The sequence below is a fragment of the Streptomyces sp. NBC_01381 genome (genome assembly GCF_026340305.1).
GTDB lineage: Bacteria > Actinomycetota > Actinomycetes > Streptomycetales > Streptomycetaceae > Streptomyces.
On sequence record NZ_JAPEPI010000004.1, the window covers coordinates 375798 to 402141 of the forward strand.

The window sequence follows — 26344 nt, forward strand, 5'->3', positions numbered from 1 at the left end:
TCCCTCACAGCGGCAGCGGGCGTTCCTGCACCACGTGCTTCATGACGAGCGTGGAGCTGAGCCGCATCACACCCGGGAGGGTGGCCAGCTTCTCGTCGTACAGCCGCTGGAAGGCGGGCAGGTCGGGGCTGACGATACGCAGCAGGAAGTCGGGGTCGCCGAAGAGCCGCTGGGCCTGCAGCACGTACGGGATGTCGGCGACGGCCGCCTCGAAGTCGGCGACGGTGTCCCGGTCCTCCTGGCGCATGGTGACGAAGACGAGCGCCTCGAACGTCAGACCCACCTGCTGAGTGTTGAGGATCGCGCGGTAGCCGCGGATGGCGCCGCTGCGCTCCAGTTCGCGCAGCCTGCGGTGGCAGGGCGAGAGGCTGAGCCGTACGCGGGCGGCGAGCTCGGTGACGGTCAGCCGGCCGTCGTCCTGGAGCTCGGCAAGAATCTTCCGGTCCACATCATCCATGGGGGAGATTCTTCCACGACATACCGCTCTGGCGATCATACTTGGAAACATCTTTGGTCAAATCGGAACTAATCTTCTCTGTGTATCGCGGCATCGCAATTCAAACGCGCTCACGCGCTCAATAGCTCACGCGCTCAATAGCTCACGCGCTCAATAGGAGAAGTGTTTCCGTGGCCATCAGCACCATCACCGCCTTCTGGGCGGTGTCCGTCCTCCTCATCCTGGTCCCGGGCGCGGACTGGGCGTACGCCATCACGGCAGGCCTGCGCGGAGGCTCGGTGGTGCCGGCCGTGAGCGGTCTGGTGCTCGGCTATGTGGCCCTGACCGCCGTGGTCGCCGGCGGTGTGGCCGCCGTGGTGGCGAGCAGCCCCGGCGTGCTCACGGCGCTGACGATGACGGGCGCCGCGTACCTGATCTGGCTGGGCGCATCGGCCCTGGCCCGGCCCGGAACACCCGGTGAGGCGACGGACACCTCGGGGGTCTCGCAGGGCGCCACCGGTGGTGCATCCAGGGCTGCCGGGATCCTCAAGGGGGCGGGCATCAGCGGCCTGAACCCCAAGGCCCTGCTGCTCTTCCTCGCGATACTCCCGCAGTTCACCACCCCGACCGCCGACTGGCCGCTGGCCGCCCAGCTCGGCGCGCTCGGCATGGTGCACACGCTCAGCTGCGCGGTGGTCTACCTCGGCGTGGGCGTGCTGGCCCGCACCGTGCTGAGCACCCGCCCGGCCGCCGCCCGCGCCGTCACCCGCGCCTCGGGCGCCGCCATGATCCTGATCGGCGCACTCTTGATGGCCGAACGCCTCGCTGCGTAGCTCCTGGTGGGCGTGGCCGGAGGCGTCTGACCCCCGGCCGGCGGGCCGCCCCGGCCCCCGTCGCCGCCACAGCGAAGGGGCGTAACGTAATAAATGGTGCGCAAAGGCCATGCCGTTCTGAGGAGGGACCATGACACTGGACCCCGCGCGGCAGGAGGAATTCGCCGGCCTGATGGTCGACGTGCTCAACAAGGGGGTGCTCGCCCTCCTTGTCAGCACCGGCCACCAGGCCGGCCTCTTCGACACGATGAGTACGCTGCCGCCCTCCACCAGTGACGACATAGCCAAGGCGGCGCAGCTCGACGAACGTTACGTACGCGAGTGGCTCGGCGGCATGGTCCTCGGCGGTGTCGTCGAGTACGAGCCGGACGGCGCGACCTACCTGCTGCCGCCCGAGCACGCCGCGTCGCTCACCACGGCCGCGGGCCCCGACAACCTCGCCGGGATGACGCCCTACATCGGGCTGATGGGAGAGGTCGAACAGCAGGTGCTCAAGGCCTTCCGGGAGGGCGGCGGAGTCCCGTACTCGGCCTACCCCCGCTTCCAGGCACTCCAGGCACAGGAGACGGCCCGCGTGTACGACGCGGCCCTTGTCGACACGATCATCCCGCTCGTCCCCGGCCTCGCCGAGCAGCTGCGCGACGGCATCGACGCGCTGGACGTGGGCACCGGCCAGGGCCACGCCCCGCTCGTCCTGGCCAAGGCGTTCCCGCGCAGCCTCTTCCACGGCCTCGACCAGTCCGAGGAAGGCATCGCGGCCGCCCGCGAGGAGGCCGAACGCCTCGCCCTCGACAACGTCCACTACACGGTCGGCGACGCGACACAGATCACGGGACGCTACGACCTGGTGACCGCCTTCGACGTCATCCACGACCTGGCCCGGCCACAGGAGACCCTGAACGCCGTCGCCGCCGCACTGCGCGACAGCGGCACGTTCCTGATGTGCGACATCGCCGCGTCCAGCAAGCTCGAGGAGAACCTCGACCACCCCTTCGGGCCCGCCCTCTTCGGCTTCTCGGTCTTCTACTGCATGACCACGTCGCTGAGCACGGGCGGCGCGGGCCTCGGCACCATGTGGGGCGAGCAGACCGCACGCCGGATGCTCGCGGAGGCCGGCTTCACCGACGTACAGATCCAGTCGATCGAGGGCGACCCGCTGAACGCCTACTACGTGGCGCGGACCGTCGCCTGACGCCAGACCGCCCCTGTCCGACCCGAATCCTCGGGCCGACAGGGGCGGTCTGCCGGAGGGTCAGACGAACACGACCGAACGGAGCTTGAGGCGCTCGCTCGCGCCGCCGGTGTGGGGGCGCAGCGTGAACTGGTCGCCCGTGCAGTCGGCGTTGGTGAAGACGATCGCGTAGCCGTCGGTGCGGTTCTTGGGCGAATGGGCGGGCGGCTGGGTGTACTCCACGGCTGCCTCGGGCAGCGTGATGCACTCCCCGCTCGCGGGGTCGTGGAGGGTGGCCTGCCCCTCCTCGCCCGTGCTGTTGATGAACGTGTACCTGAAGTCGCCCTCGGCCCCGTGCGCGGCGCCGGGGACGGTCAGAAGCAGCAGGGCGGCACCGGCCGCGGCGGCCAGTGTGTGACGCAGGCGCATCTATGCATTCCTTTACCGGAAGAGCGATGGGACGCATCCCGCATTCCCGCACTGACCAGCGGTGATACCTGTGATTGCGGTGACCGGCGGAGAAAACGATTCGCTGTCACCCGATTGGCCCCTCGCTGTGATGCAATTCCCGGTGAGCGGAGTCCCGTTGGAGGGAACCCCGGTGAAGGAAGAAGGGACGGCAGGCATGCCGAACAGCGCTCTCCTGGTGATGGACATCCAACGGGACATCGTCGCCATCGCCGACGACGGCTCCGGATATCTGACCCGCCTGCGCCGGGCGATCGACGGTGCCCGCGCGGCCGACATACCCGTGATCTACGTGGTCATCGCGTTACGGCCGGGCACTCCCGACGTCAGCCCACACAACCGCGCGGTCAGCGCGGCCGTGCGGGACGGTCTGTTCACCGAGGGCGACCACGGCACCGGGATCCACGACGACGTCGCGCCGCAACAGGGCGACATCGTGGTCACCAAGCGGCGGGGCAGCGCGTTCTCGGGCAGTGACCTCGACCTGGTGCTCAGGACACGGGGCATCGACAGTCTCGTCCTCACCGGCATCGCCACCAGCGCCGTGGTCCTGTACACCCTGTGCCAGGCCAACGACATGGACTTCGGCCTCACGGTCCTGCACGACGCCTGCCTCGACACCGACCCCGAGGCGCACGATTTCCTCACCGAGAAGCTGTTCCCGCTGTGGGCGGACGTCGTCGCCGTGGACGACTGGGTGAAGGCCGTCGAGGCGCGTTAGCCGCGCACCAGGGCGAGTTGATGCACCGAACCGTCGGCGAGTCCACGTCAGTCCTTGAGTGAGCGCCCGGTTCCGCTCAGCGCCAGATCACCGACCTCGCCCGCGAACCTGCGCCCGGAGGGGCTGAGTGAGGCGTCAGTCCTGGTGGACGATGTTCCTGCCGGGCCCGCCGGAGAGGGTGTCCCGGCCGGGCCCGCCGTACAGCTCGTCGTCGCCGCTGTTCCCGTAGATCGTGTCGTCACCGCTGTTGCCGTACAGGACGTCGTTGCCCGTGCCGCCGTACAGGACGTCGTTGCCGGTCCCGCCGCGGATCGTGTCGTTGCCGTCGCCGCCGGACAGGTTCTGCCGCTCCGCGCCGCCCTGGATCACGTCGTTCCCCGCGCCGCCGTCGACAGCGCTGTCCTCGCCGTCTGAGTAGATCGTGTCGTTGTCGTTGCCGCCCTGGGCGATGCTGCCGTCGGTGGCGTGGAGCGTGTCGTCGCCGTCACCGCCGCCCACCACCCCGGCCACGCCCACCGAGAGGTTGTCGTCGCCCGCCCGGCCCCTGACGGAGTTGCCGTCGACGCCGCCGGTGTGGATCGCGGTGTCCTTGCCGTCGCCCAGGTCGGCCGAGGCGAAGTAGTACGTCTGGTCGGTGGTGTTGTCGTACGCGACGGTGTCGTCGCCGTCGCCGAGGGCGAGCTTCAGCGTGGCGTACGGGTCCTGGCTCTCCAGGGTGGCGACCGTGCAGGAGACCTTGGTGTCGTCCGCGCCGTCGGGGTGGGAACAGCCGTCGCCCGCGCTGACCGGGACCTCATCGTCGATCACGTAGGTGATCTCTTCGGAGCCGCCGGACTTGGACGCGGTGACGGTCACCTTGTTGGTCTGGCCGGAGGCGGCCGTGTAGAGGATCGCGTGATCGCTCGCGCTGAACGCGGCGGTGGCCGACGGCGTATCGGCATCTGCGGTGCCCGCCAGGAGGAACGGAGCGGCCAGCCCCGTACCGAGAGCCAGCGTCACCGCCGACGCGGTACGTAAAATCCGGCGGCTGACGTAGTGAGAGGGCATTGCATAACCTCCGTGAGGCGTATGTGGTCCTTGCAACTACGTGTGACTGCCGGGATTTGTGGTTGGTTGTGTCGGGCGCGTGGCGGGATACGTCAGTGGATTCTGGCGCGGAGGGCCGGGATGCCTGCTGACCAGCGATGTTCGACCGCTCATTCGCCGCGCGACCATTGCTCTTAAGGCGCACTTCAGCGGAAATTCATGATGGCGGGGTGGGGGATTCCGGCCGAGCTGCAACTTCCCTGACAGGCATGGCCGTATCGGATTCTTCAGGCCACCGTCTTGTCGTTCTGCCGGTGCACCATCTCGCCGATCCAGGTGGGTGCGTACGGAGACGTGCAGCCCGGGGAAGTCGGGTAGTCCTTGAGCACCTGCAGGCGCTCACCGATGTCGATGGCACGGGCGCGGTGCTCGGCGTGCTCGATCCCGATCTGGGCCAGGCAGTGGTTCATCGCCCACTGCAGGCGATTCGGGGCGTCCTTCATCTCCGCCTCGATGACGTCGAGCAGCCCGGCCAGGTCGAGGCCCTCGGGCTTCTTCGCCACGCGTTCGGTGGTCAGCGCCCAGCCGGCGCTCGCGACCACGGGATCCGGATCGGCGGACCAGGCCCGGCGCAGCTCTTCGGCGTGCGGGTTCTTCTTCACCACGTAGTTCACGAGCCAGTCGTGCACCTTGGGAGTGCGCGCCTCGCGCATCATGGCGTCCAGCGCGTCACCGTCGAACGCCTTCGGGCGGCAGATCAGCAGCGCGAGCAGCCGCGCCGCGGTGTCGTCCGTCTCCCAGAGCCGGCACGCGAGTTCCTGCTGCGTCTTCAGCCGCTTCGCGAGTGCGCGCAGCTTGCCGAGGTTCACACCGTGATCGTCACCGTGCTTCTCGTTCACCGCGCGGGCCTTCGGGTCCTCGAGCCCGGCCAGCTCGGCCATCACCTCGGCCACCATCGCCTCGGACACTTCAGCCTCCTGCTTTGTTGCGTTTGCTGCGTGCGCGATTCAGCCCATGAGGCGGCGGTGCCCCAAGGCCGGGGCACCGCCGCATCACCGTCAGGTCAGACCGCCGTGCGCGCCACGGGGATCCACAGCTCCGCGTCCGCCTGTGCCGCGTCCTGCGACAGGCGGGTCCGCAGGATCTCGGGGCCCGGCCGGCTCTCGTACGGGTTGGACGGGAACCACTGCGTGAACACGTCGCGCCACAGGTACTGGAGCGACTCCGGGAACGGGCCCGAGTTCTCGAAGACCGCCCAGCTACCCGCCGGGACGGTGAGCGCGTCCAGGTCCTCCGGCGCGGCGGTCGCGGTCACCACCGCGTGGTAGTAGTCGAGTTCGGTTCCCTCCGCCCGGCTCGGGTCGAGGTTGTCACTGACCCCGACGATCCCCTCCGGCTGCTGGTCGGACAGCGCGCTGATGCGCTGCATCGTCTCCGCGTCGATGCCCCGGATGAAGTCGGCGATCGCCGGATTCATCCCCACGTGGACGAGGGGGACCCGGACCTTCTTGCCGACCACCTGGAACTCGTCCTTCTCCACGACCCGGTATCGCATGCTGCTGCTCCCTTCGACAATGAGACGGAAGGACATCCGAGGCTGAGCGTGCAGAGTGGCACCGTCCCGCCGGGCCTCGCCCGGCCCCACACCGTGTACGGCGCGGAACGCACGCGCGAACGCTTCCCCCGAGCCATAGCCGTGGCGCACGGCGATGTCCAGCAGCGTCCGCTCCCCGGCGAGCACCTCGGCGCCCGCGATGGTCAGCCGCCTGCGTCGGATGTACTCCGACAGCGAGATCCCCGCCAGCGCGGAGAACATCCGGCGGAAGTGGTACTCCGACGTCATCGCGATCCGCGCCAGATCGGTCACCTCGATCCGCTGATCGAGATGCGACTCGATGTGATCCAGGGCCTCGTTCAGCCGCTCAAGCACTTCGGGCTCCTTCCCTTTACGTCCCTCACGTTAGGAAGGCCGCACCCTGCCGGACCCGACATCCTGTGCCCGGTCCGATCGGGTGGGACAGGGCGCCGACGATCCCCCTGAGCAGCAGATATACAGCACGCATCGCACGGCTCACGTGCGCAGGCGCCGGGCGATCCCGGCGTATCCCTTCTGCTCGGCGTGGTCGAGCGCGGTCACGCCGTCCTTGTCCTCGATGGACGCGTCGGCTCCGGCGTCCAGGAGGAGCCTCACCGTCTCCTGATGGTCGCGCCCGCCGTCGCCGAGGATGACGGCCTCAAGGAGCGCGGTCCAGCCGAGGTTGTTGACGTGGTCGACGTCCACATCGATGTCCGGGTTGGTGGTGACCTCCCGGATGTAGGCGACGTGGCCGTGCTCGCCGGCCGGGATGAGGGAGGTGCCGCCGTACCGGTTGAGGATCGTGTAGTCGGGGTCGGCCGCGGCCAGAGTGCGCGCCATGGCCGCGCTGCCGGTCACGCCGGTCACCAGCCACGGAGTGTCGTGCTGCTGGTCCAGGGCGTCCGGGTCGGCCCCGGCCTCGACGAGCAGCCGGGCGGCCTCGACGTGATCGCCGGTGGCGGCCAGGAGGAGCGGCGTACGGCGGCTGCTGTCGCGGGTCTCCAGATCGGCACCCCGCTTGATGGCGCCGCGCACCGCGTCGGCGTCACCGGATCGCGCGGCGTCGAGCAGGGCCCGGCCGGCGGCCGTCTTCTTCGGCTTCGCGCTGGGGGAGGGCGAGTCGGACCGGGTGGCCGACGGCTTGCGCTCGGCGGCGGCGTCGCTGTCGGACGCGGGGCTTCCGCAGGCGGTCGCGAGCAGGCCCAGGCCGAGGAGGGGGACGAGCAGGAGGGGCGCGTGACGTGCGAAGGCCATGGTTCCTCTTTCGGTGGGGGTGGTTGTCCTCGCCGCCTTCCTCGGCTGGTGGATCGGCATGGGCGGCGGGCCGCCATGCGCGGGCGGGGGCGTGCGATGGGCCCGCACTCCATGCTCGGGCGGTCCGGGGGCCTGAGCTGTCGCTGAACCGGATGGAGCTGCGGGGGCGTTGAGCCGACTCCTGTGTCGGCCGTTCGGTTGATGCGGGGGAGTGCATGTCTGTGGTGGTGCGTGGTCACGTTGGGCGTGGTGTGGGTACGTCGTGCGGTCGCGGCCGATGTCGGGGCGTCGGCAGGTCGGGTTGCCCGACGGCCGCGGCGGGGGACAGCGGCGTCGAGGATGCGACGGTGCTGATCCTGGAGTGGCTCGGGGAGCAGGGTGTGGGGGCGATGATCCGAGTCGATGCGGAGCGCCTGCGGGACGGCCGGCCGGCGTGGACGTTCGCCGCCGGTGGTGGACCGTTGTCCGCCGGGCTGCGGGCCGACGGGGCCTCGGTTGCCGAGTGCATGGACAGGGCGCTGCTTCGGCTGCGTGAGGCCGGGCCGGCTGTTCCCTTCTGAGGTTGCGCGGGGCGGCCGTTGTGTGTGGGTGATGCCTGGCAGTCGCCAGGGCCTCGCTAGGGTTCGGTCGTATGACCGATCGCGTACTGGAGCTCTTGCGCGGCCGCCCCGACCTGGCCGAACTGGCCGCGTTTCCCTTCAACTTCGACGTGAGCAGGGCGTACCACGTCGAGGACGTGCACCTGGCGTCAGGTGCGTCGCTGGAGGCGATCGCCGGCGACGACACTGGCGGTACGTACTTCCTGTGCGCGGATCAGGCGGTGCTCCACGCGTCCTCAGAGGGGGACGCCGTACTGATCGCCGACAGTGTCGGGGAGGCGCTCGAGATGCTCGTCCGGTTGCCCGAGTGGTGCGAAGGGCTCACCGCCGAGCTGGACGAGGAGGGGCTGCGGGCCCAGGTGCGTGCGGGAGACGATGAAGCCCGCGAGGAGTTCGCCCCCGAACTGGACGCGCAGCGGGCCGCGTTGGTCAGTGGCCTTGGGCTGCCGGACCGGCCGCTGGTCGAGCTCTTCGCCTTGACGGAGTCGGCCGCCGGGCGCACCGAACCGGACCATGTCCTGCTCAACTCCCGTGACCTGTGCGCGTACCGGCTGCACGAGTCCTACCGGCAGTGCCTGCGCGACGTAGTCCTCGGCCCGGGGCGGGCGATCCTGGAGCGGATGCGCTCCGGCGACCTCGGCGCGCGGGAGGAGGCGGCCGCGGATCCGGTGCTCCGGGCGGGGGCGCTGCGGGCGGCGCAGTTCGACCGCCGGGACGGCGACCTGCCGTTTCTGCGTTTCCTGCTGGAGCGCGAGAATGCCGAGCGGACCGAGTCGTTCGAGGAGCAGCGGCTTACCGCGGTGTTGGTGGCGTCGTACGGGCAGGACCAGGATGTTCCGCTGCTGCGGTCGGCCTCTTGGGGGCAGGTCACCGACAGTGCCGGTGCCGTGGAGTGGGCCCGCGCCGAGGAAGCGAAGCGGCACGAGCGGGATGCGGCGGCGGAGAGCGAGTTCACCTGGATCGAGCTGGCCCACCGGCAGGGGCGCACCGAGCACGCCCGGGTCGCGCTCATCCGCCTCCTGGACGACACGGGTCCGCACGCGGACCGGCTCCGGGAACTGAGCCGCGCGCTGGAGCGCATAGGCGACCACGCACAGGCGGCCCGCGCCCAGTTCAACCTCCTCTCGCTCCAGGACACCGCATGGGACCGGGCCTCGGAGGCGTACATCCTGGCCCGCCTGGAGCGCGGCAAGGGCGACCTCGCGGCAGCGGGGCGAGCCCTGGAGCGGGCGCGCGCGGCGGTCGGTGTCGACGGCACGGCTCCGGACAGCACGGTGGCGGAGTGGCACCGCCGAGGGCTCGGCCGGCTCATCACGGAGCAGCATCTGGAGCTGACCCTGGCCGCGGTCGAGGCGGGCGACACGGAACTCGCACGGACGACGATGACCCACGGCAAGGTCCTGCTCAACACAATCGCCAAGCAGTTGGCGAAGGCACTGAGCGGCCTCTCGACACGGGCGAAGTGGGCGGTGGCGGGGCTGCGCAGCCCCGGCGCCTGACGCGGAGGGATCTCCAGCGGGGAGGGGCGGGGCGGCGGCTTCCGGGCATGCGGGCTTGGGTGGGTTGACGCTTCTGGGCCTGGCTGCGATCGCCTTCGGTGTGGTCTCGGGGTGGGGGTGTCGGTCCGTCGAGGTCGGTTTGTGGCGAGGAGGGGGCGTGATTGCTTCGGTGTGCGGGCTTGGGTGGGTTGACGCCTCCGGGCCTGGCCGCGATCACCTCCGGCATGGTCTCGGGCCGGGGCCGTCGGTCCGCCGAGGTCGGTCTGTGGCGGCGAGAGGGCGCGTCCGCTTCGGCATGCAGCCTCGGGTGGGCTGACGCTTCCGGGTCTGGCTGCGATCACCTTCGGCATGACCTCGGGCCTGGGTTGTCGGTCCGTCGACATCCGTCTGCGCCGATCCCAGGGCGCGCCCGCATGCAGGCAAGCGCGGGCCGACTCCTCCGGCCAAGTCCCGGCCACCTCGGCGCGAGCCCAGCTCAGGCTCGCGTCACGCCCCCGGCACCGGCCCACGCCAGCCCCAGCTGAACCGCCCGCCGCATGTCCGGATGTGACAGGGAATCGTCATTGCGGCCATTGGTGGTGGCGGTGAGGATGGGGTCATGCCCACTCCGCACCGTGTCGTCATCGCGGTCTTCCCCGATGTCGATCTCCTCGACGTCACCGGCCCCGCCGAGGTCTTCGCGCTGGCCAACCGGGAGACCGCGGGCCGCGCCGGTTACCAGGTCCGCCTCGCCGGGCCCGTCGGCGGTGAGGTGCGGACTTCCGCGGGTGTGCGGATCGTGGCCGATCTCGCCTTCGGCGAGGTCGGCGGCCAGGTGGACACCCTGCTGGTGCCCGGCGCGGTCGACATGACCGAGGACGGCCCGGTCGCCCGCATCGACACCGACGTCGTGGACTGGGTCAAGGAGACCGCCCCGCATGCCCGGCGCGTCGCGTCGGTGTGCGTGGGCGCGCACGTCCTGGCCGCGGCCGGACTCCTCGACGGGAAGACGGCAACCACCCACTGGTCGACCGCCGCCCAGCTGGCCGCCGACCATCCTGCCGTCACGGTCGACCCGGACCCCATCTTCGTACGTACGGACCGGGGCCGGCTGTGGACCGGGGCCGGGATCAGTGCTTGCCTGGACCTCGCGCTTGCCCTGGTGGCCGAGGACCTAGGCGAGGACAGCGCGCTCGCGGTGGCCCGGCAGCTGGTGATGTACCTCAAGCGGCAGGGCGGCCAGAGCCAGTTCTCCGTACCGCTCAGCCGCCCCGCCGCCTCCCGGCGTGACATCGACGAACTGCGCCTGTGGATCGCCGATCACCTCGACGCGGATCTGTCCGCGGAGGCCTTGGCGGCCCGGATGTGCCTGAGCGAGCGGCACTTCGCCCGCGTCTTCAAACAGGAGACGGGCACAAGTACGGCCGGCTATGTCGAGGCCGCCCGAGTGGAGGCGGCCCGCCGCCTGCTCGAGACCACCGACTGCCCGCTCGACCAGGTCGCCACCGCCGCCGGGCTCGGCTCGGCGGAAACCCTGCACCGGGCGTTCAAGCGGCAGCTCGCGACCACCCCGGGGGCCTACCGCCGCCGCTTCCGCACCCAGACCACCTGACCCTCTTCACCCAGCCACAAACAGCCACACCCATCCACACCAGCCACACCCAGCCACACCCATCCACATCCATCCATCTCTTCGCCGGCAGGCGAGCCCCCTGCGGCTTCGCCATGCCCTTTTCCCCTTGGAAAGGTTCCCCATGAGCACGAATCAGCCTTCGACGACCCTGCGTGACGTGATCGGCCTGGACAACCAGCCGCCCCGGCTGAGCGAATCCGTCCTGATCCTGATCGACTTCCAGAACACCTACCGCAGCGGCGTCATGGCCCTGGACGGCGCCGAGCAGGCCGTCGCGGCGGGCGCCCGCCTGCTGGAGCGTGCGCGCACCGCGGGCACCCCGGTCGTCCACGTCATCAACGACGGCGGCGAGGGCACCCCGTACGACATCCGCGCCCACATCGGGGCGATCAGCGACGAGGTAGCCCCCGTGGACGGCGAGGCCGTCGTGGTCAAGCAGTTCCCCAACTCCTTCCACCTCACGGAACTGGAGAAGACGCTCACCGAGCTCGGCGCCGCGCCGGGCAGCGGCAAGGACCTGGTCCTCGGCGGCTTCATGACGCACATGTGCGTCAACTACACGGCCCAGGGCGCCTTCAACCTCGGCTACCGGCCCACCGTCGTCGCCGAGACCACCGCCACGCGCGCCCTCGCCACACCCGACGGCGGCGTCCTGCCGGCCGCCGGCCTCCAGTCCGCCGCGCTGACCGCGATCACCGACCTGTTCGGCACGGTCGTCCCCAACGTCGAGGCCCTCCCGGCCTGAAGGGCCTGAGGGTCACGGCTTGCGGGCGAGACCGCCGTGCTCACCAATGGGCTCCAGAGCAGGAGCGGTGCCGTCCGGCCGCCAGAGCGGGACCGAGACGACCCCGGGGTCCAGGAGCTCCAAGCCGTCGAAGAACGCCGTGATCTCGTCGACGGGACGCAGGAAGTAGGGGACGGCGCCGGTTTCGTTGTAGGCATCCTGGGCCTGCTCGTAATCGGCGTCCGTGCCCCGTGAACCGTCGTTGATGGAGAGGTGACTGCCGGACGGCAGCCCCTCCATCAGGCGGGCGACGATGGATCGCGCCTGGTCGTAATCGGCGACGTGGCCAAGGATGTTGCTGAGGATCAGGCCCGTGGGGCGCGTGAGATCCAGCGTCTCCGCGGCCGCCGCCAGGATGCGGTCGGGGTCGGACAGATCGGCGTCGACGTAGGCGGTCGCCCCCTCCGGGGTGGAGGTGAGCAGCGCGCGGGCATGTGCGAGCACCATCGGGTCGTGGTCGACGTAGACGATCCGGGTCTCGGGAGCGAGCCGCTGGGCGACCTCATGAGTGTTGTCCCCGGTCGGCAGTCCCGTGCCGATGTCGAGGAACTGCCGGATGCCCGCGTCGTCGACCAGGTACGTGATGTTCCGGCGCAGGAAGGCGCGGCTGCTGCGGGCGATGGTGACGATGCCGGGGAAGACGGCGCTGTACGCGTCGCCTGCCGCCTCGTCGACGGCGTAGTTGTCCTTGCCGCCCAGCCAGTAGTTCCAGATCCGCGCCGAGTGCGGCACAGAGGTGTCGATCTGCTGCTGTGCCGCAGACCCGGGCGTCGTCGCGGGGTCGGTCATGGGTTCCGTCCGTCTTTCCACCGAGGCGTGAAGTGTTCCACCGCACAACCTACGTCCCAACGATCAGTGCGCGTACGCCAGTTCATGCAGCCGGCTTCGAAGCGGTGGCGAGCGCCGTGGCGGCGGCGTCGAGGATGCCGCCGAACGTGTGGGTGATGATCGGCCTCGCGAGGCGCCGCGTGAGCAGCGGGCCGAGCAACGGGACGCTGACCTCGGCACGGGTGGTCCAGCGCACCAGGGTGCCGCCGTCGACCTGCGCGAACGTCATACGGCCGATCTCGTGCCGGGCCGGCGGCAGGCTGCGCTCGACGACGTACTCGGTGGCGTACGGCGGTTCGTAGCGGGTGATGCGTTCCCGGAACCAGCCGATCAGCCAGAGGTGACTGCGCACCGCGCCGACGCCGTAGGGCGCGCCCTCGCCGCGCCGCGTCAGGCGGCAGCGCACCACCAGGGGTGAACGCGTGTAGTTGGTGGTCGTGGTGAGCCAGGCGAACACCTCCTCGACCGGGGCGGCGATGACGCGTTCGACCGTCATGGTTTCCATGGTCAGAGACCTCCTCTGTCGAGTTCGCGCACCGCGTCGGCGCGGCGCAGCTTGTCCGGGTTGCGCATGCCGTAGAGGCCGGTGATCCGTCCGTCGTGGATCTCGAACGCGACCAGCCAGTCGAGTGCGTCGCCGGTCAGGAACCGGGCCGCGGGCATGCCGTTGTAGGTGGCGGGCTCGACACTGGTCGTCGAGCCGGTGGTGCGGAGCACGCCGAGGACGAACCGGGCGACCTCGTCGCGGCCGGTGATCGGCCGGCGGGCGGCGACCACCTTCCCTCCGCCGTCGGAGATCTGCACGACATCGGGCGCCAGCAGATCCATCAGATCCTGGATCCGGCCGGTCGACGCCGCGAGCAGGAACCGCTGGACGATCTGCCGGGTGGCGTCGGAGTCGGGCTCGAAGCGGCGGCGCCGTGCGTGGACGTGCCGGCGTGCACGGTGGGCGATCTGACGGACGGTCACCTCGGCCTTGCCGATCGACGCTGCGATCTCGCCGTGGGTGTAGCCGAACACGTCGTGCAGCACGAACACCGCGCGCTCGGTCGGGTTGAGCGTCTCCAGGACGAGCAGCATGGCCATCGACACCGACTCGGCCAGGATCGCGTCCTCGCTCACCTCGGGTACGGTGCGGATCGGCTCGGGCAGCCATGGGCCGACGTACTCCTCGCGCCGCGCCCTGACCGCGCGCATGTGGTTGAGGCCCTGCCGGGTCACCAGGCGGACCAGGTAGGCGCGCGGGTGCTCGACCGTCGCCGGATCGACCGCGCTCCACCGCAGGTAGCTCTCCTGCAGCACGTCCTCGGCGTCGGCGGCGCTGCCCAGCATCTCGTACGCGATGGTGAACAGCAGCGGACGGTGCTCGGTGAAGGCGTCCTCAGCCATGGCCCGCCCCCGCGGCGAGCACCCCTCGGTACCTCGGCATCACACCCGGCTCCTCTCGTCGGACTCGTCGGACGCCCATCGAGACACTCCGGACCGGCGAACCGTGACAGTCCGCCGCGGTGATTCACTTCACATCCGGTCGGGGTGGCCGATCAGCGCTGCTGCGGGAGGCCCAACATCCGTACCAGCTGGGCGAGTTCCTCCTGGAAGAGCTTGTCCGGGCTTGCGGTCTGGGTACGCAGGTGGCCGTAGACCTCCAGCGACACCAGGCCGTGCAGATGCCCCCAGATGCGGAGCGCGAGGGCGACGGCAGCCGGCGGCAGCTCCGGGAAGGCCGGGCGTACCTTGTCGAGCAGCCCCGCGTCGAAGTCCGACCAGGCGAACTCGCTGCCCTCGTAGAGGCGTTCGGCGTGCGGCCAGGCGGCGGCCGCCAGGGCGGTGAGCCCGGTGCAGACGCGGCGCGCGGCGTCCGGGGCGGCGCCGCCTTCGGGGGAGTGGTAGCCGGGAACGGGATCGCCGTAGATGAGCCGGAAGCCCTGTGGATTGGCCAGGGCCCAGTTCCGGAAGGTGCGGGACCATGCCTGGATCCGCGCGGCCGGGCTCTCGTCGGAGGTGGCCTCCCAGGAGCTGTCCACGGCGTCCGCGAGGGCCGTGTACACGTCATTGATGAGCGTGGTGATCAGGTCGTCCCGGGTGGCGAAGTACCCGTAGATGGCGTTCGCCGTCATGCCCATTTCGCGGGCGATGGCTCGCAAAGTGATGGCGTCGGGACCGCCCGATGCCATCAATGTCAAGGCCACGCCCTTGATTTCGGCGGTCGTCTCGGCCCGTAGCCGCTCGCGCCTGCCCTTGCTGCCTGTATCTGCCACGCGGCCAATCTACAGCGTCAATTTAATGCGCACCATGCGAAAACTTCACGGCGTATAGTTTTCGCACGGCGTCACCATCAGGGGGCGTCGTACATCGGCATGCACAGGGGAGAGCCATGCACATCGGAGTCATCGGAGCCACGGGAACCATCGGCAGCAGGGTCGTCACCGAAGCGCTGGGCCGGGGGCATCACGTCAAGGCGTTCAGCCGCGACGCCTCGTCGGCCGCGGGCAAGGAGCAGCGGGAGAACATCACTTGGTCGAGCGTCGACGTCCTGGACCCCGCGGCCGTCGCCGCCGCCCTGCCCGGTCTCGACGTCCTGATCAGCGGATTCCAGCCCGGCAACGCCGCGCACGACATGACCGACACCGTGCGGCGTTCGATCGCCGACCCCACCGTCTACGCCACCGCGGCGCGCGCCCTGCTCAAGGCGCTGGAGCGGCATCCCCGCACCCGGCTGATCGTGATCGGCGGCGCGGGCAGCCTGGAGGTGGAACCGGGAGTGGTGCGAGCCGACTCCGACGACCTGCTGCACGCGACCCTGGACCAGGTCGGCCTGCCCCGCGCCTACGCGGCGGCCGTGCGCGGCCATCGGGACGCCCTGAACGTCCTGCGCGTGTCGAACCGCCTGTGGACCTACTTCAGCCCCGCCGAGGACATCGCCCCAGGCGAACGCACGGGCCGCTTCCGCACCGGCGGTGACCAGCCCGTTGTGGATGCGGACGGCCGCAGCCGCATCTCGGCCGAGGACGCCGCCGTCGCCCTGATCGACGAGGCGGAACTGCCCCGCTTCGTGCAGCGCCGCTTCACCATCGGGTACTGAAGTCGCCGGGTCGCTTCATGGGCGAGCGATGAGTTCGGGCGGCGGATCGGGTCTGCCCTGGTATGACGCGCATCATCGCTGACATCTCGGTCTCCCTCGACGGCTTCGTCACCGGGCCCGACCCCGGCCCGGAAAGCGGACTGGGCACCGGCGGCGAGGCCCTGCACACCTGGGCGTTCTCCGACGACCCCGAAGACCGCCGGATCCTGCACGAGGCGACGGCCCGCTCGGGCGCCGTCATCCTCGGCCGCCACCTCTTCGACGTGGTCGACGGGCCGCACGGCTGGGACGACAAGGTCGGCTACGGCGCGGCCGAGGTGGGCAAGCCCGCCTTCGTCGTCGTGACGAGCTCGCCGCCGGAGTCGGTGCGGCTGACCGGCCTCGACTGGACGTTCGTCACCACCGGTCTGCCCGACGCCGTCACCGCCGCGCGCGAGCACGCCGAGGCGGCGTCGGCGGCCGGCGGCAAGGAGCTCGACGTCGTCCTCATGGGCGGCGGCGCCACGATCCGCTCGGCGCTCGACGCCGGCCTGATCGACGTGCTGTCGCTGCACCTCGCGCCCGTCGTGCTGGGCGCGGGGACACCACTGTTCACCGGCGGAGCGCCGCGCACGCTGGTGCAGCGGAGCGTGACCGCCACATCGACCGCGACGCATCTGATCTACGACGTCCTCTGACGACGCGAGCGCACCGTCGGGCCGGTTCAGGCCTTCTTCGTCTCAAGGACGGTCACCTTCGCCAAGGAACGGTGCCGGTGATGCGCCTCGGCGATCCCCGCAAGCGCGGGACGATCCAGCGCGCGATAGGCCAGCACGAGCAGTTCGTTCGCGAGCGCCTCACGGGCCGGGTCGCCGCCCGACGCCCAGTGCAGGTCGCGGCCGAGGAGGAGCGCCTCCGTCGGATCGCCCGCCGAGCAACGGCTGCGGGCCTCCTCCAGGTTCGCCCGCAGCGCCTCGGCGTCGTCGAAGAGGGCGTACATGTACGTCGCGAACTTGTACTCGTCGGCGCCGTGGTGGGCAGGGCGGTCCAGGACGGATTCCCCCGCGGCGAGTGCGCCCGCGCCGTCCAGCGTCGTGACCCGGTCGGGGTCCTCGGGCTGGATCGTCCAGTCGTACGCCTTGGAGTAGACGAGGCCGACCTCGGGGCGGTCGCCGGTCTCGAAGCCGGTCAGGGCATCGCGCAGCAGGGCCAGGCGGGAGCGCCGTTCGGTCACCTCCTCGTCCTGTACGTCGTCGTCGAGTTCGCGCCAGAAGAGTTCGAGAATCGCGCGCACCGCCTCCAGCGGAGTGGCCGCATGCGTGTTGATGCCACCGCCGTCGTTGTTGTAGTACGACGCGACGCCACTGCAGGTGCGGCCGTCGTCGAACCACAGGCCGTGGTGGAGGCCGTCGGAGCCGCCGTGCAGGAAGGTCAGGAACTCGGGAGGGTCGCGGTAGTAGCGACCGTGCACGCGTACGTCGATGCCGTCGCGCGGCCGCAGACCGGGGTCGGCGAACAGGTCCATGATGCCGACGGGGCTCACGTCCAGCTCCCCGAGCGCCTGCTCCTCCACGGGGCCGAGCGAGCCGAGGAACGCCCAGAACCGGAAGACCGACTCAGGCAGTTCGAACCCCCACTCGCGCAGGAAGCGCTCTTCGACGGCGGCCCGGACCGCCGCACTCTCCGTCTGCTCCGTCATCCCAAGCCCCCAGGTTCCGAGGCGCACGCACGCCCGCTGCCACACAAGAGCCCCGAGGCTATCGAACCGTCGAAAGGGCCGACACGGAGCTCCACCTCGACCCGGCAGGATGCCGTGGTGGTCGCTCGCGCCGTGGAATCATCGTCCGTCCGGCAGGGACGGACGACTGGATGACGGTGAAGGCGGTGCTGGGCATGACGGCAGGTTGGGAGTGGGACGAGACCCTGTTCTCGGGCACGGCCGCCTACTACCGACGCGGTCGGCTTCCCTACGCCCCCGGTCTCGCGGACGAACTCGCCGAGGTTCTGCACCTGGACGGACGCGGACGCCTCATCGATGTGGGCTGCGGGCCCGGAACCATCGCCCTGACACTGGCGCACCTGTTCGCCGAGGTCGTCGGCGTCGACCCGGACCGCGGGATGATCGCCGAGGCGGGGCGCGCGGCCACCGAGCGCGGAGTGGCCGGGAAGACGCGGTGGGTGCGGGCCCGCGCCGAGGAACTCCCCGCGGGGCTCGGTACGTTCACCGTCGCGACCTTCGCGCAGTCCTTCCACTGGATGGACCGCGACCTGGTGGCGACGACGATCAGGGACATGCTCCGGCCCGGCGGAGTCCTCGTACACATCTCGGACGAGAAGGCGGAGCCCCGGACCACCGAGGGCATGGCGTATCCGGCGGTGCCCTACGCGGCGATGGACGAGCTGGTCAGACGCTACTTGGGACCGGTCCGCAGGGCCGGCCGGGGCGTGCTGCCCCAGGGAACACCCGGCGGTGAGGCGCTGGTGTTCGCCCGCGCGGGATTCACCGGCCCCCGGCGTCACGTCGTGCCCGGAGGCCAGGAGTTGGTGCGCACGGTCGACGACGCGGTCGCGGGGGTGTTCTCGATGTCGTTCTCGGCACCGCACCTCTTCGGCGAGGACCGCGACGCCTTCGAGGCGGACCTGCGCCACCTGCTCCTGGGCAGCTCCCCGTCCGGCCGCTTCTCCGAGCGCCAACCGGGCACCGAGTTCTTTGTGTGGGCGAAAGGCTCCGCCGAGCCGAAGCCGCGATGCGGTGCGGCATGACCCGGCGTCAGCCGTCGCACTGCCAACTCGTAGGGTCAGAGGGGTGAATCACGACGACGCCCTCGCCGCGCCAGCAACCCCCGATCCCGACTTGCCGATGCTGACCGTCGCGCAGGCCGAACGCCTGCGCGCACTGGCCGCCCCGTACTGCGAGGACGGTCGCGGCTACTCCCTGCACAACCTGGCGCAGCAGTGCCGCCATGCACCACAGGACCGCTGGCCGGCCCTGGTGGACGAGCACTTCGCCGCCTTGCGGGAGGGGAGCCGGGGTGGCGAGAGCGCCGCGGAGTTGCTGCGCGGTGTGCACGCGCGGCTGCTGCCCGCGGATTCGATCGGCCCTGAGCTCGCCGGTGCCATGCGTTACGCACGCGTGGTGGCCGAAGGGCTTGTCTTCGCGTACGCCCTCGACATGCCGACCAGCGTGCGGATCCTGACCGACGCCGACGTGGAGCGTGCCGGTCTGGAGGAACTGGGCCAGGCGGCGTACGCGAACCTGATGCGCGTGCCCGTCGAGCACGACGAAGTCTCGGTCCAGGGAAGGGCGTTGCTGCACTCCGTGTACGGCGACTCCCCATTCATCGCGAGCAAGGCGCTGTTCCTGTCCGAAGCGGCCCGGCAGATCACCGGCGAGGCACTGCCCGACGCCGGGGCCCTCGTCGTCATGCCGAACCGCAATCTCCTTGCCTACCACCCGATCACCGACGGCTCCGTCGTCGATGCCGTCAACGGCCTTGCCTCGTACGCCCTCGGGGCTCACGAGGACGGACCGGGCGCCCTGTCCCCGCGGGTCTACTGGTGGCACAAGGGCGCCCTGACGTCGCTCACGGTCATCGACCCCGAAACCCGCACCTTCTCCTTGCAGCCCCCGCCGGAGCTGCTCAGCCTGATGAAGGGCCTGGTCCGCCTCGACGGTGCTGGACGGCTCGCCACGAGCACCACCGCCAAGGCTCCCGACACGGCCGAACTCACCCACACCACAGCCGAGTCGATAACCCGGCTCGCCCAGGAGCCTGCCGGGCTGCGCGACGCCTTCGCCTCGGCGCTCACCCTCGCCCACAGCCATTGCGCCGCCGACCCCCGAGTGGCGCACATCGACACGTGGGACGCCTGGGCCACCGCCGTACAGCTCGGCTCCGCGCTGTTCACCGGCGCGCAGGCGCAGAAATGCCGCCTTGGCGAGGACATTGAGCCGCAGCTGCCCGACCTTCCCGTCGAGCCGCCCGCGGACGCCCGCGCTTGGCTCGACGCCTTCTATCTCGCTCTCGCGTGCCGCCGGCAGGACCGGGCCGACCGGCTGTGCCAGGTGCCGCTGGAGGCGCTGCGGCAGGACGACTCGGTCGACGCATACGTCCTGCACTGGATCGACACGCTGCAGACCTACTGGTCCCAGCGCCCCATGGACGACGTCGTACAGAAACTCCTGGCGACCATGGAAACGTCCATGCCCGAGACCGTGACCCACGCGCCGATGGACTTCGTGAACCAGATCGACTACCAGCCCGTCGCTCTCTTCCACCGCTTCATCGCACGCGACCACGACGCCTTCGCCAAGACCCTCGCCGAAGCGGTCGCCCACCACGGCGCGTACTGGGGCGACTCGGCGGCGCCCCGCGCCCAAGTCGCGCTCGGCCCGCTCGCGATGGCGAGCCTGGCCTACGACTACGGATTCCCCGTCGCTCTGCAGCAGCCGCACCTGCCCACGTACCTCCTCAACCGGGAGCGCATCGAGGAGTTCCCCGGCTGAGGGCCTGGAACCGGCGCGGCGGTCCGCGCCCCGTAAGGGGCGCGGGGAACTGCGCGACCAGCCCCCACCGGCCCGCGGTTTCATCACCGCACGTCCAGCGGAGCGTTCAGGCGCCCCCGCCCGGGGCGATCAGCCCCGTCTCGTAGGCGAAGACGACGGCCTGGACACGGTCGCGCAGGTCCAGCTTCGACAGGATGCGGCCGACGTGGCTCTTGACCGTGGTCGGGCTGAGGAACAGCCGGGAGGCGAGTTCGGCATTGCTGAGGCCCGTCGCGAGCAGGCGGAGGACCTCTAGCTCGCGCGGGGTCAGGCCGGACAGATCGCGGTGCGGGGCGACGGTCTGGGGTGCCTCGTGATGGGCGAAGCGCTCGATCAGCCGACGAGTGATCGTGGGTGCGAGGAGGGCATCGCCGGTCTGCACCAGGCGCAGGGCGGCGACCAGATGTTCCGGTGACACGTCCTTGAGCAGGAAGCCGCTGGCGCCGGCCGTGAGCGCGGCGTAGACGTAGTGGTCGAGGTCGTACGTGGTGAGGATGACGACCCGCGTCCCGCCCGATCCTGCCTCGCCGATGATGCGCCTGGTGGCCTCGATGCCGTCCATCTCCGGCATCCGGATGTCCATGAGGACGACGTCGGGCCGCGTACGGCGGACCGCCGCGACAGCCTCGGCCCCGTCGGCCGCCTCGGCGGTCACGTCGATGCCGTCCGCGGCCAGGATCATCTTGAAACCGGTGCGTACGAGGGCCTGGTCGTCGGCGATGACGGCGCGCAGCGGCGGCTGGTCCGCAGGCATACCGTGCTCCGCATGCTTACCTTGCTCCGCAGGCATACCGTGCTCCGCATTCATACGGTGCTCCGCGGGATGCGCGCCGTGACCCGGTAGCCGCCGGCAGTCGTCGGCCCGGCCGTCAACTCGCCCTCGTATACCGCCAATCGCTCGCGCAGCCCCATGTGGCCACGGCCGTTGCCCTCCACCGGCGGGGAATCCTTGGCGCCGCCGGTGTCCGTGACGCCGATCTCCAGACAGTCGTCGGTGTAACCGATGGCGACGGAGGCCTGCGCGCCGCGCGCGTGTTTGATCGTGTTGGTCAGTGCCTCCTGTACGACGCGATACGCCGCGAGGTCCACACCCGGAGGCAGCGGATCCGGCGGCAGCGACACCCCGACGCTCACGGGCGTCCCGGCGGCGCGTACCCGTGCGACCAGCGCGTCGAGCTGCGCGAGCCCGGGCTGGGGCTCCAGACCGTCGGGCCTCTCGTGGTCCGGGGCGGCCAACAGGCCCATCACATGGCGCAGTTCGGCCATGGCGGCCCGACCGCCCGCCTCGACGGCAAGCAGAGCCTCCTTCGACTGTTCGGGCACCACGTCCATCACTTTGCGGGCCGCGCCGGCCTGGATCACCATCACGCTCACATTGTGGGTCACCACGTCGTGCAGTTCGGCGGCGATGCGGGCCCGCTCCTCCTCGACGGCTCGGCGCGTGGCCTCCTCCTGGGCGGACTGCAGTTCCGTGACCCGGTCCCGGCTGGACGCAAGGCGCAGTTGCAGGAAGCGGACGAGGCTGGCCAGCATCCCGGCCACCAGCAGGATGAATCCGGGGCTGGACCATCCGGGGAGCACGGGGTCCGCGTTGCGGAACGCGAAACCGGACAGCGCGGCGGCGATCACCAGGACGGCAATCGCCGCTGTCCGGTAACGGCTGTGCACGACGGCACTGTAGGCGCCGATGACACAGGCCAGGACGGTGATCCAGGAGGCGGAGCCGCCGATGGCCAGTGCCGCCCCGAGGACCACCACGAACAGGGTCAGGGGATACCGGCGCCGCCCGGCCAGCGGCAGCGTCGAAAGGATCACCAGGGCCCAGGGCACGGCGGAAGGCTCCTCCTCCACGGGCACCTCACCAGCGCCGGGCGGCGGGGGAGGAGCCGGGATCCCGGTTCCGGTGTCGGCCGTCGGGGGGTTGATGCTGACCGGCCCGTCGCCGGGATAGCGCACCGCCACGAACAGGGCGATGACGGTCAGTACGACTGCCAGCACCACATCGGCGCGCACCGCTCGACGGGACAGCGGGGCGGCCTTCGCCTCCGGGCGCAGCGCGTCGATGAGCCGCAGATGCCGGCTGAGCCGGTCTTCCGTCTCCATCCGCACATTGTGCTGCGCTCACCGCCCGGTCCGCGTCCACCTGTTCGATCAGAGCGTTGCTCCGGAGGTACTCATCCGCAGGTAGGACTCCGCGGCCGAATCCTCCGCGGGGAGGGCCTGATGTTGGTTCCTCGGCCGACGCGCCCCCGGCGCGACGGCTTCTAGGTTCGCGGGGCCGACAACGGCATGTGCCTCTCGCGACCGACCTCAAGGACGGACAACTCATATGCGTCAAGTGATCGAACTGGAGGGTGTGGCGAAGCGCTACGACAGCGTCGGCGCGCCCGCCCTCGGACCGCTCACGCTCAGCGTCGCCGAGGGGGAGGCCCTCGCCGTCACGGGCCCTTCCGGCAGCGGCAAGTCCACGCTCCTGAACCTCGTCGCAGGACTGGACAAGCCGACCGACGGCGCCGTGATGGTGGCCGGGCGGCGGATCGACCAGTTGAGCGAGCACGCCCTCGCCAGGTTCCGCCGCGAACACATCGGCATGGCCTTCCAGTTCTTCAACCTCCTCGACGACCTCACCGTCGCCGACAACATCCAGCTCCCGGCCCAGCTGACCGGGACCGGCCGGCGCAAGGCCGCGGCCCGCGCGGGTGAGCTCATGGAGATGCTGGGCATCCAGAAGCATGCCCGCGCCTACCCGGGCCGCCTGTCCGGAGGCGAACGCCAACGGGTCGCGGTAGCCCGGGCGTTGGTCAACTGGCCCGCGCTGCTGCTCGCCGACGAGCCCACCGGTGCGCTGGACTCCGCCTCGGGCCACGACGTCCGCGATCTGCTGACGGATCTGCACCGCGCAGGACAGACCATCGTGCTGGTGACGCACGACCTGACGCTGGCGCAGGCATGCGCGAGCCGCACGATCCACCTGGTCGACGGTCGCGTCGCCCTCGATTCGTCGACGCAGGCCGTCCGATGAGGCTGTTCGGTACCGGCGCGACGGGCCGTGTCGTACGTTCCGGCGTCGGCCGGCGGCGGGTGCAGACCGTGGTGATCGCCATGGCCACGATGATGGCGGTGGCCTCGGCCGTGGTCGCCGGATCGCTGATGGTCGCCGCGGCCGCGCCCTTCGACCACGCCTTCGGCAAGCAGCAAGGTGCGCACATCACCGCGCAGTTCGATCCGGCCAAGGCGAGTGCCACGCAGCTGGCAGAGAGCGGCGGGGCGGCCGGCGTCACCGCGAGCGCGGGGCCGTACCCGTCCACGGCGTTCCGCCCGGTGGATCGGGCGGGCTTCCCCCTGCCGACGCTGACCCTGGTCGGGCGGTCCGGTCCGGACGGCGACGTGGACCGCGTGGATCTGAAGTCCGGCCGGTGGGCGCAGAAGCCGGGCGAGATCGTGCTCGCCGCGTCGTTCGAGGGACCCGCCATCGAGATCGGCGCCAGGCTCAAGGCTTCGGACAGTGCGAGGGCCCCGACCCTTTCGATCGTCGGCTTCGCCGTGTCGGCAAGCAAGACCGCCGACGCCTGGGTGACCCCCGCGCAGGTCGACGCACTGGCGTCGGAGCAGAACCCAGTGACGAGCCAGATGCTCTACCGCTTCGACTCCGCGAGCACGAAGGAGCAGATCCTCGCCGACCGGAAGAGGGTGGCGGCCTCCGTGGAGTCCGGGGCGCTCCTTGGCACCCAGTCCTGGCTGGACACCAAGCGCGCCGCTGATCAGGGTGCGGCGGCGACCGTCCCGTTCGTGATGGCCTTCGGCGTGCTCGGCATCGTGATGTCGGTGATCATCGTCAGCAGTGTGATCAGTGGTGCGGTCGGCACCAGCCTGCGCAGAATCGGCATTCTCAAGGCCATCGGCTTCACTCCCCGCGAGGTCGTACACGCCTACGTGGCCCAGGCGCTGATCCCGTCCTGCGCCGGCGTCGCCCTGGGGGTCGTCCTGGGAAACCTCCTCGCAGTGCCGCTGCTGTCCGACACCGAGGAGGTGTACGGCACCGTCTCCCTCTCGGTGGCCTGGTGGGTGGACGTCACCGTGCCGGCCGCCGCCCTGGTCGTCGTGGGGCTCGCGGCGCTGATCCCCGCACTGCGGGCCGGAAGGCTGCGCACGGTCGAGGCCATCGCGGTCGGCCGGTCGCCGCGCACCGGGCGCGGCCAGTGGGCGCACCGGGCGATGGGGCGACTGCCGCTGCCGCGACCGGTGACCTACGGTCTGGCCACCCCCTTCACGCATCCGGTCCGTACCCTCGCGATGCTGCTCGCGGTGGCGTTCGGTACGGTCGCGGCGACCTTCGCGGTGGGGCTGACCTCGTCCCTGACCGCGATCGGCACCTCGCAGGACCCGGAGAACCGTGCCGCGGTCACGGTGACGACGACCAAGCCGGCCAACGTCGCTCCCCCTCCGCCGCCCCCTCATGCTCATGCGGGAGGCAGCGTGGCCGGCACGTACAAACCGAAGGTCGCCGACCCGGCGAAGGTGCGGTCCGCCATCAAGTCGCAGGCGGGCACAGGGTCGTACTACGGCACATCCCAGACCGAGGCCGCCGTGGCCGGGATCTCCGGCTCGGTTCAGGTCAGCCTCTACGAGGGCGAGGCGCGCTCCGGCAGCTACGAGATGATCTCCGGGCACTGGCTCACCGGTACGGGGCAGGTCGTGGTGCCCACCCGCTTCCTGGAGAGGACCAGCACCAAGATCGGTGACACGGTCCGGGTGACGTACGAGAAAGAAGCCGCGGACCTGCGGATCGTGGGCGAGTCCTTCGACACGTCGGGCCGCGAGCCGCAGATCCACGCGGACATGGCCGACTTCGCGTCGGCCGCGCCCAATTCCTTCCTCGTCGAGGTGAAGTCCGGCGTAGCCGCCGACGAGTACGCCCGGAAGCTCGCCGCGGTCGTACGGCCGCTGGGCGGCGACGCCATGATCAACGCCTCGTCGGGGCAGGACGGCGTCATCCTCATCATGTCCGCGATGGCGGTGCTGCTCACCCTGATGCTGGTCTCCGTGGCCGGCCTCGGTGTACTCAACTCCGTGGTCCTCGACACCCGGGAACGCGTCCACGACCTGGGCGTCTGCAAGGCGATCGGCATGTCGCCGCGCCAGACCATGAGCCTCGTGCTCGCCTCGGTTGCCGTGATCGGCATGATCGGCGGGCTGATCGGCGTGCCGGCGGGGTACGCGCTGCACGGTCTCGTCATGCCGGCGATGGGGCGTGCCGTGGGCACCGGCCTGCCGTCGGCGGTCCTCGATGTGTACGACCCTGTTCAGCTGCTCCTGCTGGGCCTTGGCGGGATCATGCTCGCGATGCTGGGCGCGTTGCTCCCGGCCGGCTGGGCGGCCAAGGCCCGTACGGCCACGGCGCTGCGCACCGAGTAGCGTCCCGCTCGCCGTGCCGGGCCCGTGGAGGTGCCGAAAGACCCGCCTCTACGATGGACCGATGTCGTCGATCAAGCAGTTCCAAATCACCTTCGACTGCGCGGAACCTGAGCGCGTCGCCCGTTTCTGGTGCGAGGTGTTGGGGTACGTAGTACCGCCGCCCCCAGAGGGGTTTGCCAGTTGGGACGATTTCGATCGCGCACTGCCGCCCGAGCGTCAGGGTTCGGCGTTCGCCTGCATCGATCCGTCAGGTGTCGGCCCGCGACTGTTCTTCCAGCGCGTTCCCGAAGGGAAGGTCGTCAAGAACCGGGTGCATATTGACGTGCGGGTCGGCACCGGGCTCGTGGGCGAAGAGCGCGTGGCCGCGCTTGAGGCCGAGTGCGCACGGCTGATCGCACTCGGCGCCTCACGCGTGCAACTACTGCTTGCCGATGGCTTCGACGAGTCGTGCCTCGTGATGCAGGACATCGAGGGCAACGAGTTCTGTCTCGACTAGAGCCTCAACGGAAGGGAAC

At 70.5% G+C, this 26344-nt stretch carries 27 protein-coding genes; 14 read left to right on the forward strand and 13 right to left on the reverse strand.

The features are described from left to right. Positions 1–4: 4 nt before the first annotated feature. Positions 5–457 carry an Lrp/AsnC family transcriptional regulator gene (locus tag OG453_RS43010; protein ID WP_266874251.1) on the reverse strand — a complete coding sequence of 151 codons (453 nt, stop codon included), beginning with the start codon at positions 455–457 and terminating at the stop codon, positions 5–7. A gap of 170 nt (positions 458–627) precedes the next feature. On the opposite strand from OG453_RS43010, the gene OG453_RS43015 reads away from it, so the two are divergent. Both OG453_RS43015 and OG453_RS43020 read left to right on the forward strand, forming a co-directional pair. After that, positions 628–1269, forward strand: coding sequence for a LysE family translocator (locus tag OG453_RS43015; RefSeq protein WP_266874252.1), 642 nt, complete (start codon positions 628–630; stop codon positions 1267–1269). 130 nt (positions 1270–1399) lie between these two features. Then, positions 1400–2461, forward strand: a complete 1062-nt coding sequence (locus OG453_RS43020; RefSeq protein ID WP_266874253.1) for a class I SAM-dependent methyltransferase — start codon at positions 1400–1402, stop codon at positions 2459–2461. A 60-nt stretch (positions 2462–2521) separates the two neighbouring features. Here the strand turns inward: OG453_RS43020 and OG453_RS43025 are convergent, their stop codons facing one another. Then, a complete protein-coding gene (locus tag OG453_RS43025; RefSeq protein WP_266874254.1) occupies positions 2522–2869 on the reverse strand; it encodes a hypothetical protein in 348 nt (115 codons plus the stop codon). A gap of 196 nt (positions 2870–3065) precedes the next feature. On the opposite strand from OG453_RS43025, the gene OG453_RS43030 reads away from it, so the two are divergent. Continuing rightward, positions 3066–3629: a cysteine hydrolase family protein gene (locus tag OG453_RS43030; protein WP_266874255.1), complete on the forward strand. Its 564-nt coding sequence runs from the start codon at positions 3066–3068 to the stop codon at positions 3627–3629. 135 nt (positions 3630–3764) lie between these two features. Here OG453_RS43030 and OG453_RS43035 read toward each other — a convergent pair whose 3' ends face one another. From OG453_RS43035 to OG453_RS43050, 4 genes are all read right to left on the reverse strand, one after another. After that, positions 3765–4676, reverse strand: coding sequence for a calcium-binding protein (locus tag OG453_RS43035; RefSeq protein ID WP_266874256.1), 912 nt, complete (start codon positions 4674–4676; stop codon positions 3765–3767). 266 nt (positions 4677–4942) lie between these two features. Continuing rightward, the gene (locus OG453_RS43040; RefSeq protein ID WP_266874368.1) at positions 4943–5611 is read right to left on the reverse strand and encodes a DNA alkylation repair protein; all 669 of its coding nucleotides are present in this window, start codon (positions 5609–5611) and stop codon (positions 4943–4945) included. Between the two features lie 107 nt (positions 5612–5718). Then, entirely contained in the window at positions 5719–6585 is an 867-nt protein-coding gene (locus OG453_RS43045) for an AraC family transcriptional regulator (RefSeq protein ID WP_266874257.1), read from the reverse strand. Between the two features lie 141 nt (positions 6586–6726). After that, entirely contained in the window at positions 6727–7302 is a 576-nt protein-coding gene (locus OG453_RS43050) for an ankyrin repeat domain-containing protein (protein WP_266874369.1), read from the reverse strand. 530 nt (positions 7303–7832) lie between these two features. Between OG453_RS43050 and OG453_RS43055 the strand changes: the two genes are divergently transcribed. The 4 genes from OG453_RS43055 to OG453_RS43070 all read left to right on the forward strand — a co-directional run bounded on the left by OG453_RS43055 (position 7833) and on the right by OG453_RS43070 (position 11940). Next, positions 7833–8045 carry a hypothetical protein gene (locus OG453_RS43055; protein WP_266874258.1) on the forward strand — a complete coding sequence of 71 codons (213 nt, stop codon included), beginning with the start codon at positions 7833–7835 and terminating at the stop codon, positions 8043–8045. Positions 8046–8116: 71 nt separating this feature from the next. Continuing rightward, positions 8117–9583 carry a hypothetical protein gene (locus OG453_RS43060; RefSeq protein WP_266874259.1) on the forward strand — a complete coding sequence of 489 codons (1467 nt, stop codon included), beginning with the start codon at positions 8117–8119 and terminating at the stop codon, positions 9581–9583. 598 nt (positions 9584–10181) lie between these two features. Continuing rightward, positions 10182–11174, forward strand: coding sequence for a GlxA family transcriptional regulator (locus OG453_RS43065; RefSeq protein WP_266874260.1), 993 nt, complete (start codon positions 10182–10184; stop codon positions 11172–11174). Between the two features lie 142 nt (positions 11175–11316). Continuing rightward, the gene (locus tag OG453_RS43070; protein WP_266874261.1) at positions 11317–11940 is read left to right on the forward strand and encodes a cysteine hydrolase family protein; all 624 of its coding nucleotides are present in this window, start codon (positions 11317–11319) and stop codon (positions 11938–11940) included. 12 nt (positions 11941–11952) lie between these two features. Here OG453_RS43070 and OG453_RS43075 read toward each other — a convergent pair whose 3' ends face one another. The 4 genes from OG453_RS43075 to OG453_RS43090 all read right to left on the reverse strand — a co-directional run bounded on the left by OG453_RS43075 (position 11953) and on the right by OG453_RS43090 (position 15065). Then, positions 11953–12768 (reverse strand): SAM-dependent methyltransferase, encoded by an 816-nt coding sequence (locus OG453_RS43075; RefSeq protein ID WP_266874262.1) that lies wholly within the window; start codon positions 12766–12768, stop codon positions 11953–11955. 82 nt (positions 12769–12850) lie between these two features. Then, positions 12851–13312 carry an SRPBCC family protein gene (locus OG453_RS43080; protein WP_266874263.1) on the reverse strand — a complete coding sequence of 154 codons (462 nt, stop codon included), beginning with the start codon at positions 13310–13312 and terminating at the stop codon, positions 12851–12853. Between the two features lie 2 nt (positions 13313–13314). After that, positions 13315–14196: an RNA polymerase sigma-70 factor gene (locus OG453_RS43085; protein WP_266874264.1), complete on the reverse strand. Its 882-nt coding sequence runs from the start codon at positions 14194–14196 to the stop codon at positions 13315–13317. Between the two features lie 152 nt (positions 14197–14348). Then, a complete protein-coding gene (locus tag OG453_RS43090; RefSeq protein ID WP_266874265.1) occupies positions 14349–15065 on the reverse strand; it encodes a TetR/AcrR family transcriptional regulator in 717 nt (238 codons plus the stop codon). 116 nt (positions 15066–15181) lie between these two features. Here OG453_RS43090 and OG453_RS43095 point away from each other — a divergent pair, with 116 nt between their 5' ends. Further along, on the forward strand, positions 15182–15889 hold the full coding sequence (locus tag OG453_RS43095) for an NAD(P)-dependent oxidoreductase (RefSeq protein ID WP_266874266.1): 708 nt from the start codon (positions 15182–15184) through the stop codon (positions 15887–15889). A gap of 62 nt (positions 15890–15951) precedes the next feature. Then, positions 15952–16566 (forward strand): dihydrofolate reductase family protein, encoded by a 615-nt coding sequence (locus OG453_RS43100; RefSeq protein WP_266874267.1) that lies wholly within the window; start codon positions 15952–15954, stop codon positions 16564–16566. 26 nt (positions 16567–16592) lie between these two features. On the opposite strand, the gene OG453_RS43105 is transcribed toward OG453_RS43100, so the two are convergent. Beyond that, a complete protein-coding gene (locus OG453_RS43105) occupies positions 16593–17567 on the reverse strand; it encodes an ADP-ribosylation family protein (RefSeq protein ID WP_266874268.1) in 975 nt (324 codons plus the stop codon). A gap of 194 nt (positions 17568–17761) precedes the next feature. Between OG453_RS43105 and OG453_RS43110 the strand changes: the two genes are divergently transcribed. Then, a complete protein-coding gene (locus OG453_RS43110) occupies positions 17762–18631 on the forward strand; it encodes a class I SAM-dependent methyltransferase (protein ID WP_266874370.1) in 870 nt (289 codons plus the stop codon). Between the two features lie 43 nt (positions 18632–18674). Next, positions 18675–20375 carry an immunity 49 family protein gene (locus OG453_RS43115; protein ID WP_266874269.1) on the forward strand — a complete coding sequence of 567 codons (1701 nt, stop codon included), beginning with the start codon at positions 18675–18677 and terminating at the stop codon, positions 20373–20375. A 106-nt stretch (positions 20376–20481) separates the two neighbouring features. Here OG453_RS43115 and OG453_RS43120 read toward each other — a convergent pair whose 3' ends face one another. Both OG453_RS43120 and OG453_RS43125 read right to left on the reverse strand, forming a co-directional pair. Beyond that, a complete protein-coding gene (locus tag OG453_RS43120; protein ID WP_266874270.1) occupies positions 20482–21168 on the reverse strand; it encodes a response regulator transcription factor in 687 nt (228 codons plus the stop codon). 50 nt (positions 21169–21218) lie between these two features. Then, on the reverse strand, positions 21219–22517 hold the full coding sequence (locus tag OG453_RS43125; protein ID WP_266874271.1) for a sensor histidine kinase: 1299 nt from the start codon (positions 22515–22517) through the stop codon (positions 21219–21221). 226 nt (positions 22518–22743) lie between these two features. Here OG453_RS43125 and OG453_RS43130 point away from each other — a divergent pair, with 226 nt between their 5' ends. The 3 genes from OG453_RS43130 to OG453_RS43140 all read left to right on the forward strand — a co-directional run bounded on the left by OG453_RS43130 (position 22744) and on the right by OG453_RS43140 (position 26325). Continuing rightward, positions 22744–23436 carry an ABC transporter ATP-binding protein gene (locus OG453_RS43130; RefSeq protein ID WP_266874272.1) on the forward strand — a complete coding sequence of 231 codons (693 nt, stop codon included), beginning with the start codon at positions 22744–22746 and terminating at the stop codon, positions 23434–23436. Further along, positions 23433–25829, forward strand: a complete 2397-nt coding sequence (locus OG453_RS43135; protein ID WP_266874273.1) for an ABC transporter permease — start codon at positions 23433–23435, stop codon at positions 25827–25829. The genes OG453_RS43130 and OG453_RS43135 overlap by 4 nt, the downstream gene beginning before the upstream one ends. Before the next feature lie 61 nt (positions 25830–25890). After that, positions 25891–26325: a VOC family protein gene (locus OG453_RS43140; protein ID WP_266874274.1), complete on the forward strand. Its 435-nt coding sequence runs from the start codon at positions 25891–25893 to the stop codon at positions 26323–26325. The last annotated feature ends 19 nt before the right edge of the window (positions 26326–26344 follow it).

Coding starts and splice junctions, on each gene's coding strand:
- OG453_RS43120 (WP_266874270.1), bottom strand. CDS start 21,168: ATGCCTGCGGACCAGCCGCCGCTGCGCGCCGTCATCGCCGACGACCAG.
- OG453_RS43100 (WP_266874267.1), top strand. CDS start 15,952: ATGACGCGCATCATCGCTGACATCTCGGTCTCCCTCGACGGCTTCGTC.
- OG453_RS43020 (WP_266874253.1), top strand. CDS start 1,400: ATGACACTGGACCCCGCGCGGCAGGAGGAATTCGCCGGCCTGATGGTC.
- OG453_RS43110 (WP_266874370.1), top strand. CDS start 17,762: ATGACGGCAGGTTGGGAGTGGGACGAGACCCTGTTCTCGGGCACGGCC.
- OG453_RS43010 (WP_266874251.1), bottom strand. CDS start 457: ATGGATGATGTGGACCGGAAGATTCTTGCCGAGCTCCAGGACGACGGC.
- OG453_RS43080 (WP_266874263.1), bottom strand. CDS start 13,312: ATGGAAACCATGACGGTCGAACGCGTCATCGCCGCCCCGGTCGAGGAG.
- OG453_RS43065 (WP_266874260.1), top strand. CDS start 10,182: ATGCCCACTCCGCACCGTGTCGTCATCGCGGTCTTCCCCGATGTCGAT.
- OG453_RS43125 (WP_266874271.1), bottom strand. CDS start 22,517: ATGGAGACGGAAGACCGGCTCAGCCGGCATCTGCGGCTCATCGACGCG.
- OG453_RS43025 (WP_266874254.1), bottom strand. CDS start 2,869: ATGCGCCTGCGTCACACACTGGCCGCCGCGGCCGGTGCCGCCCTGCTG.
- OG453_RS43130 (WP_266874272.1), top strand. CDS start 22,744: ATGCGTCAAGTGATCGAACTGGAGGGTGTGGCGAAGCGCTACGACAGC.
- OG453_RS43085 (WP_266874264.1), bottom strand. CDS start 14,196: ATGGCTGAGGACGCCTTCACCGAGCACCGTCCGCTGCTGTTCACCATC.
- OG453_RS43095 (WP_266874266.1), top strand. CDS start 15,182: ATGCACATCGGAGTCATCGGAGCCACGGGAACCATCGGCAGCAGGGTC.
- OG453_RS43075 (WP_266874262.1), bottom strand. CDS start 12,768: ATGACCGACCCCGCGACGACGCCCGGGTCTGCGGCACAGCAGCAGATC.
- OG453_RS43030 (WP_266874255.1), top strand. CDS start 3,066: ATGCCGAACAGCGCTCTCCTGGTGATGGACATCCAACGGGACATCGTC.
- OG453_RS43135 (WP_266874273.1), top strand. CDS start 23,433: ATGAGGCTGTTCGGTACCGGCGCGACGGGCCGTGTCGTACGTTCCGGC.
- OG453_RS43070 (WP_266874261.1), top strand. CDS start 11,317: ATGAGCACGAATCAGCCTTCGACGACCCTGCGTGACGTGATCGGCCTG.
- OG453_RS43140 (WP_266874274.1), top strand. CDS start 25,891: ATGTCGTCGATCAAGCAGTTCCAAATCACCTTCGACTGCGCGGAACCT.
- OG453_RS43035 (WP_266874256.1), bottom strand. CDS start 4,676: ATGCCCTCTCACTACGTCAGCCGCCGGATTTTACGTACCGCGTCGGCG.
- OG453_RS43060 (WP_266874259.1), top strand. CDS start 8,117: ATGACCGATCGCGTACTGGAGCTCTTGCGCGGCCGCCCCGACCTGGCC.
- OG453_RS43105 (WP_266874268.1), bottom strand. CDS start 17,567: ATGACGGAGCAGACGGAGAGTGCGGCGGTCCGGGCCGCCGTCGAAGAG.
- OG453_RS43040 (WP_266874368.1), bottom strand. CDS start 5,611: ATGGTGGCCGAGGTGATGGCCGAGCTGGCCGGGCTCGAGGACCCGAAG.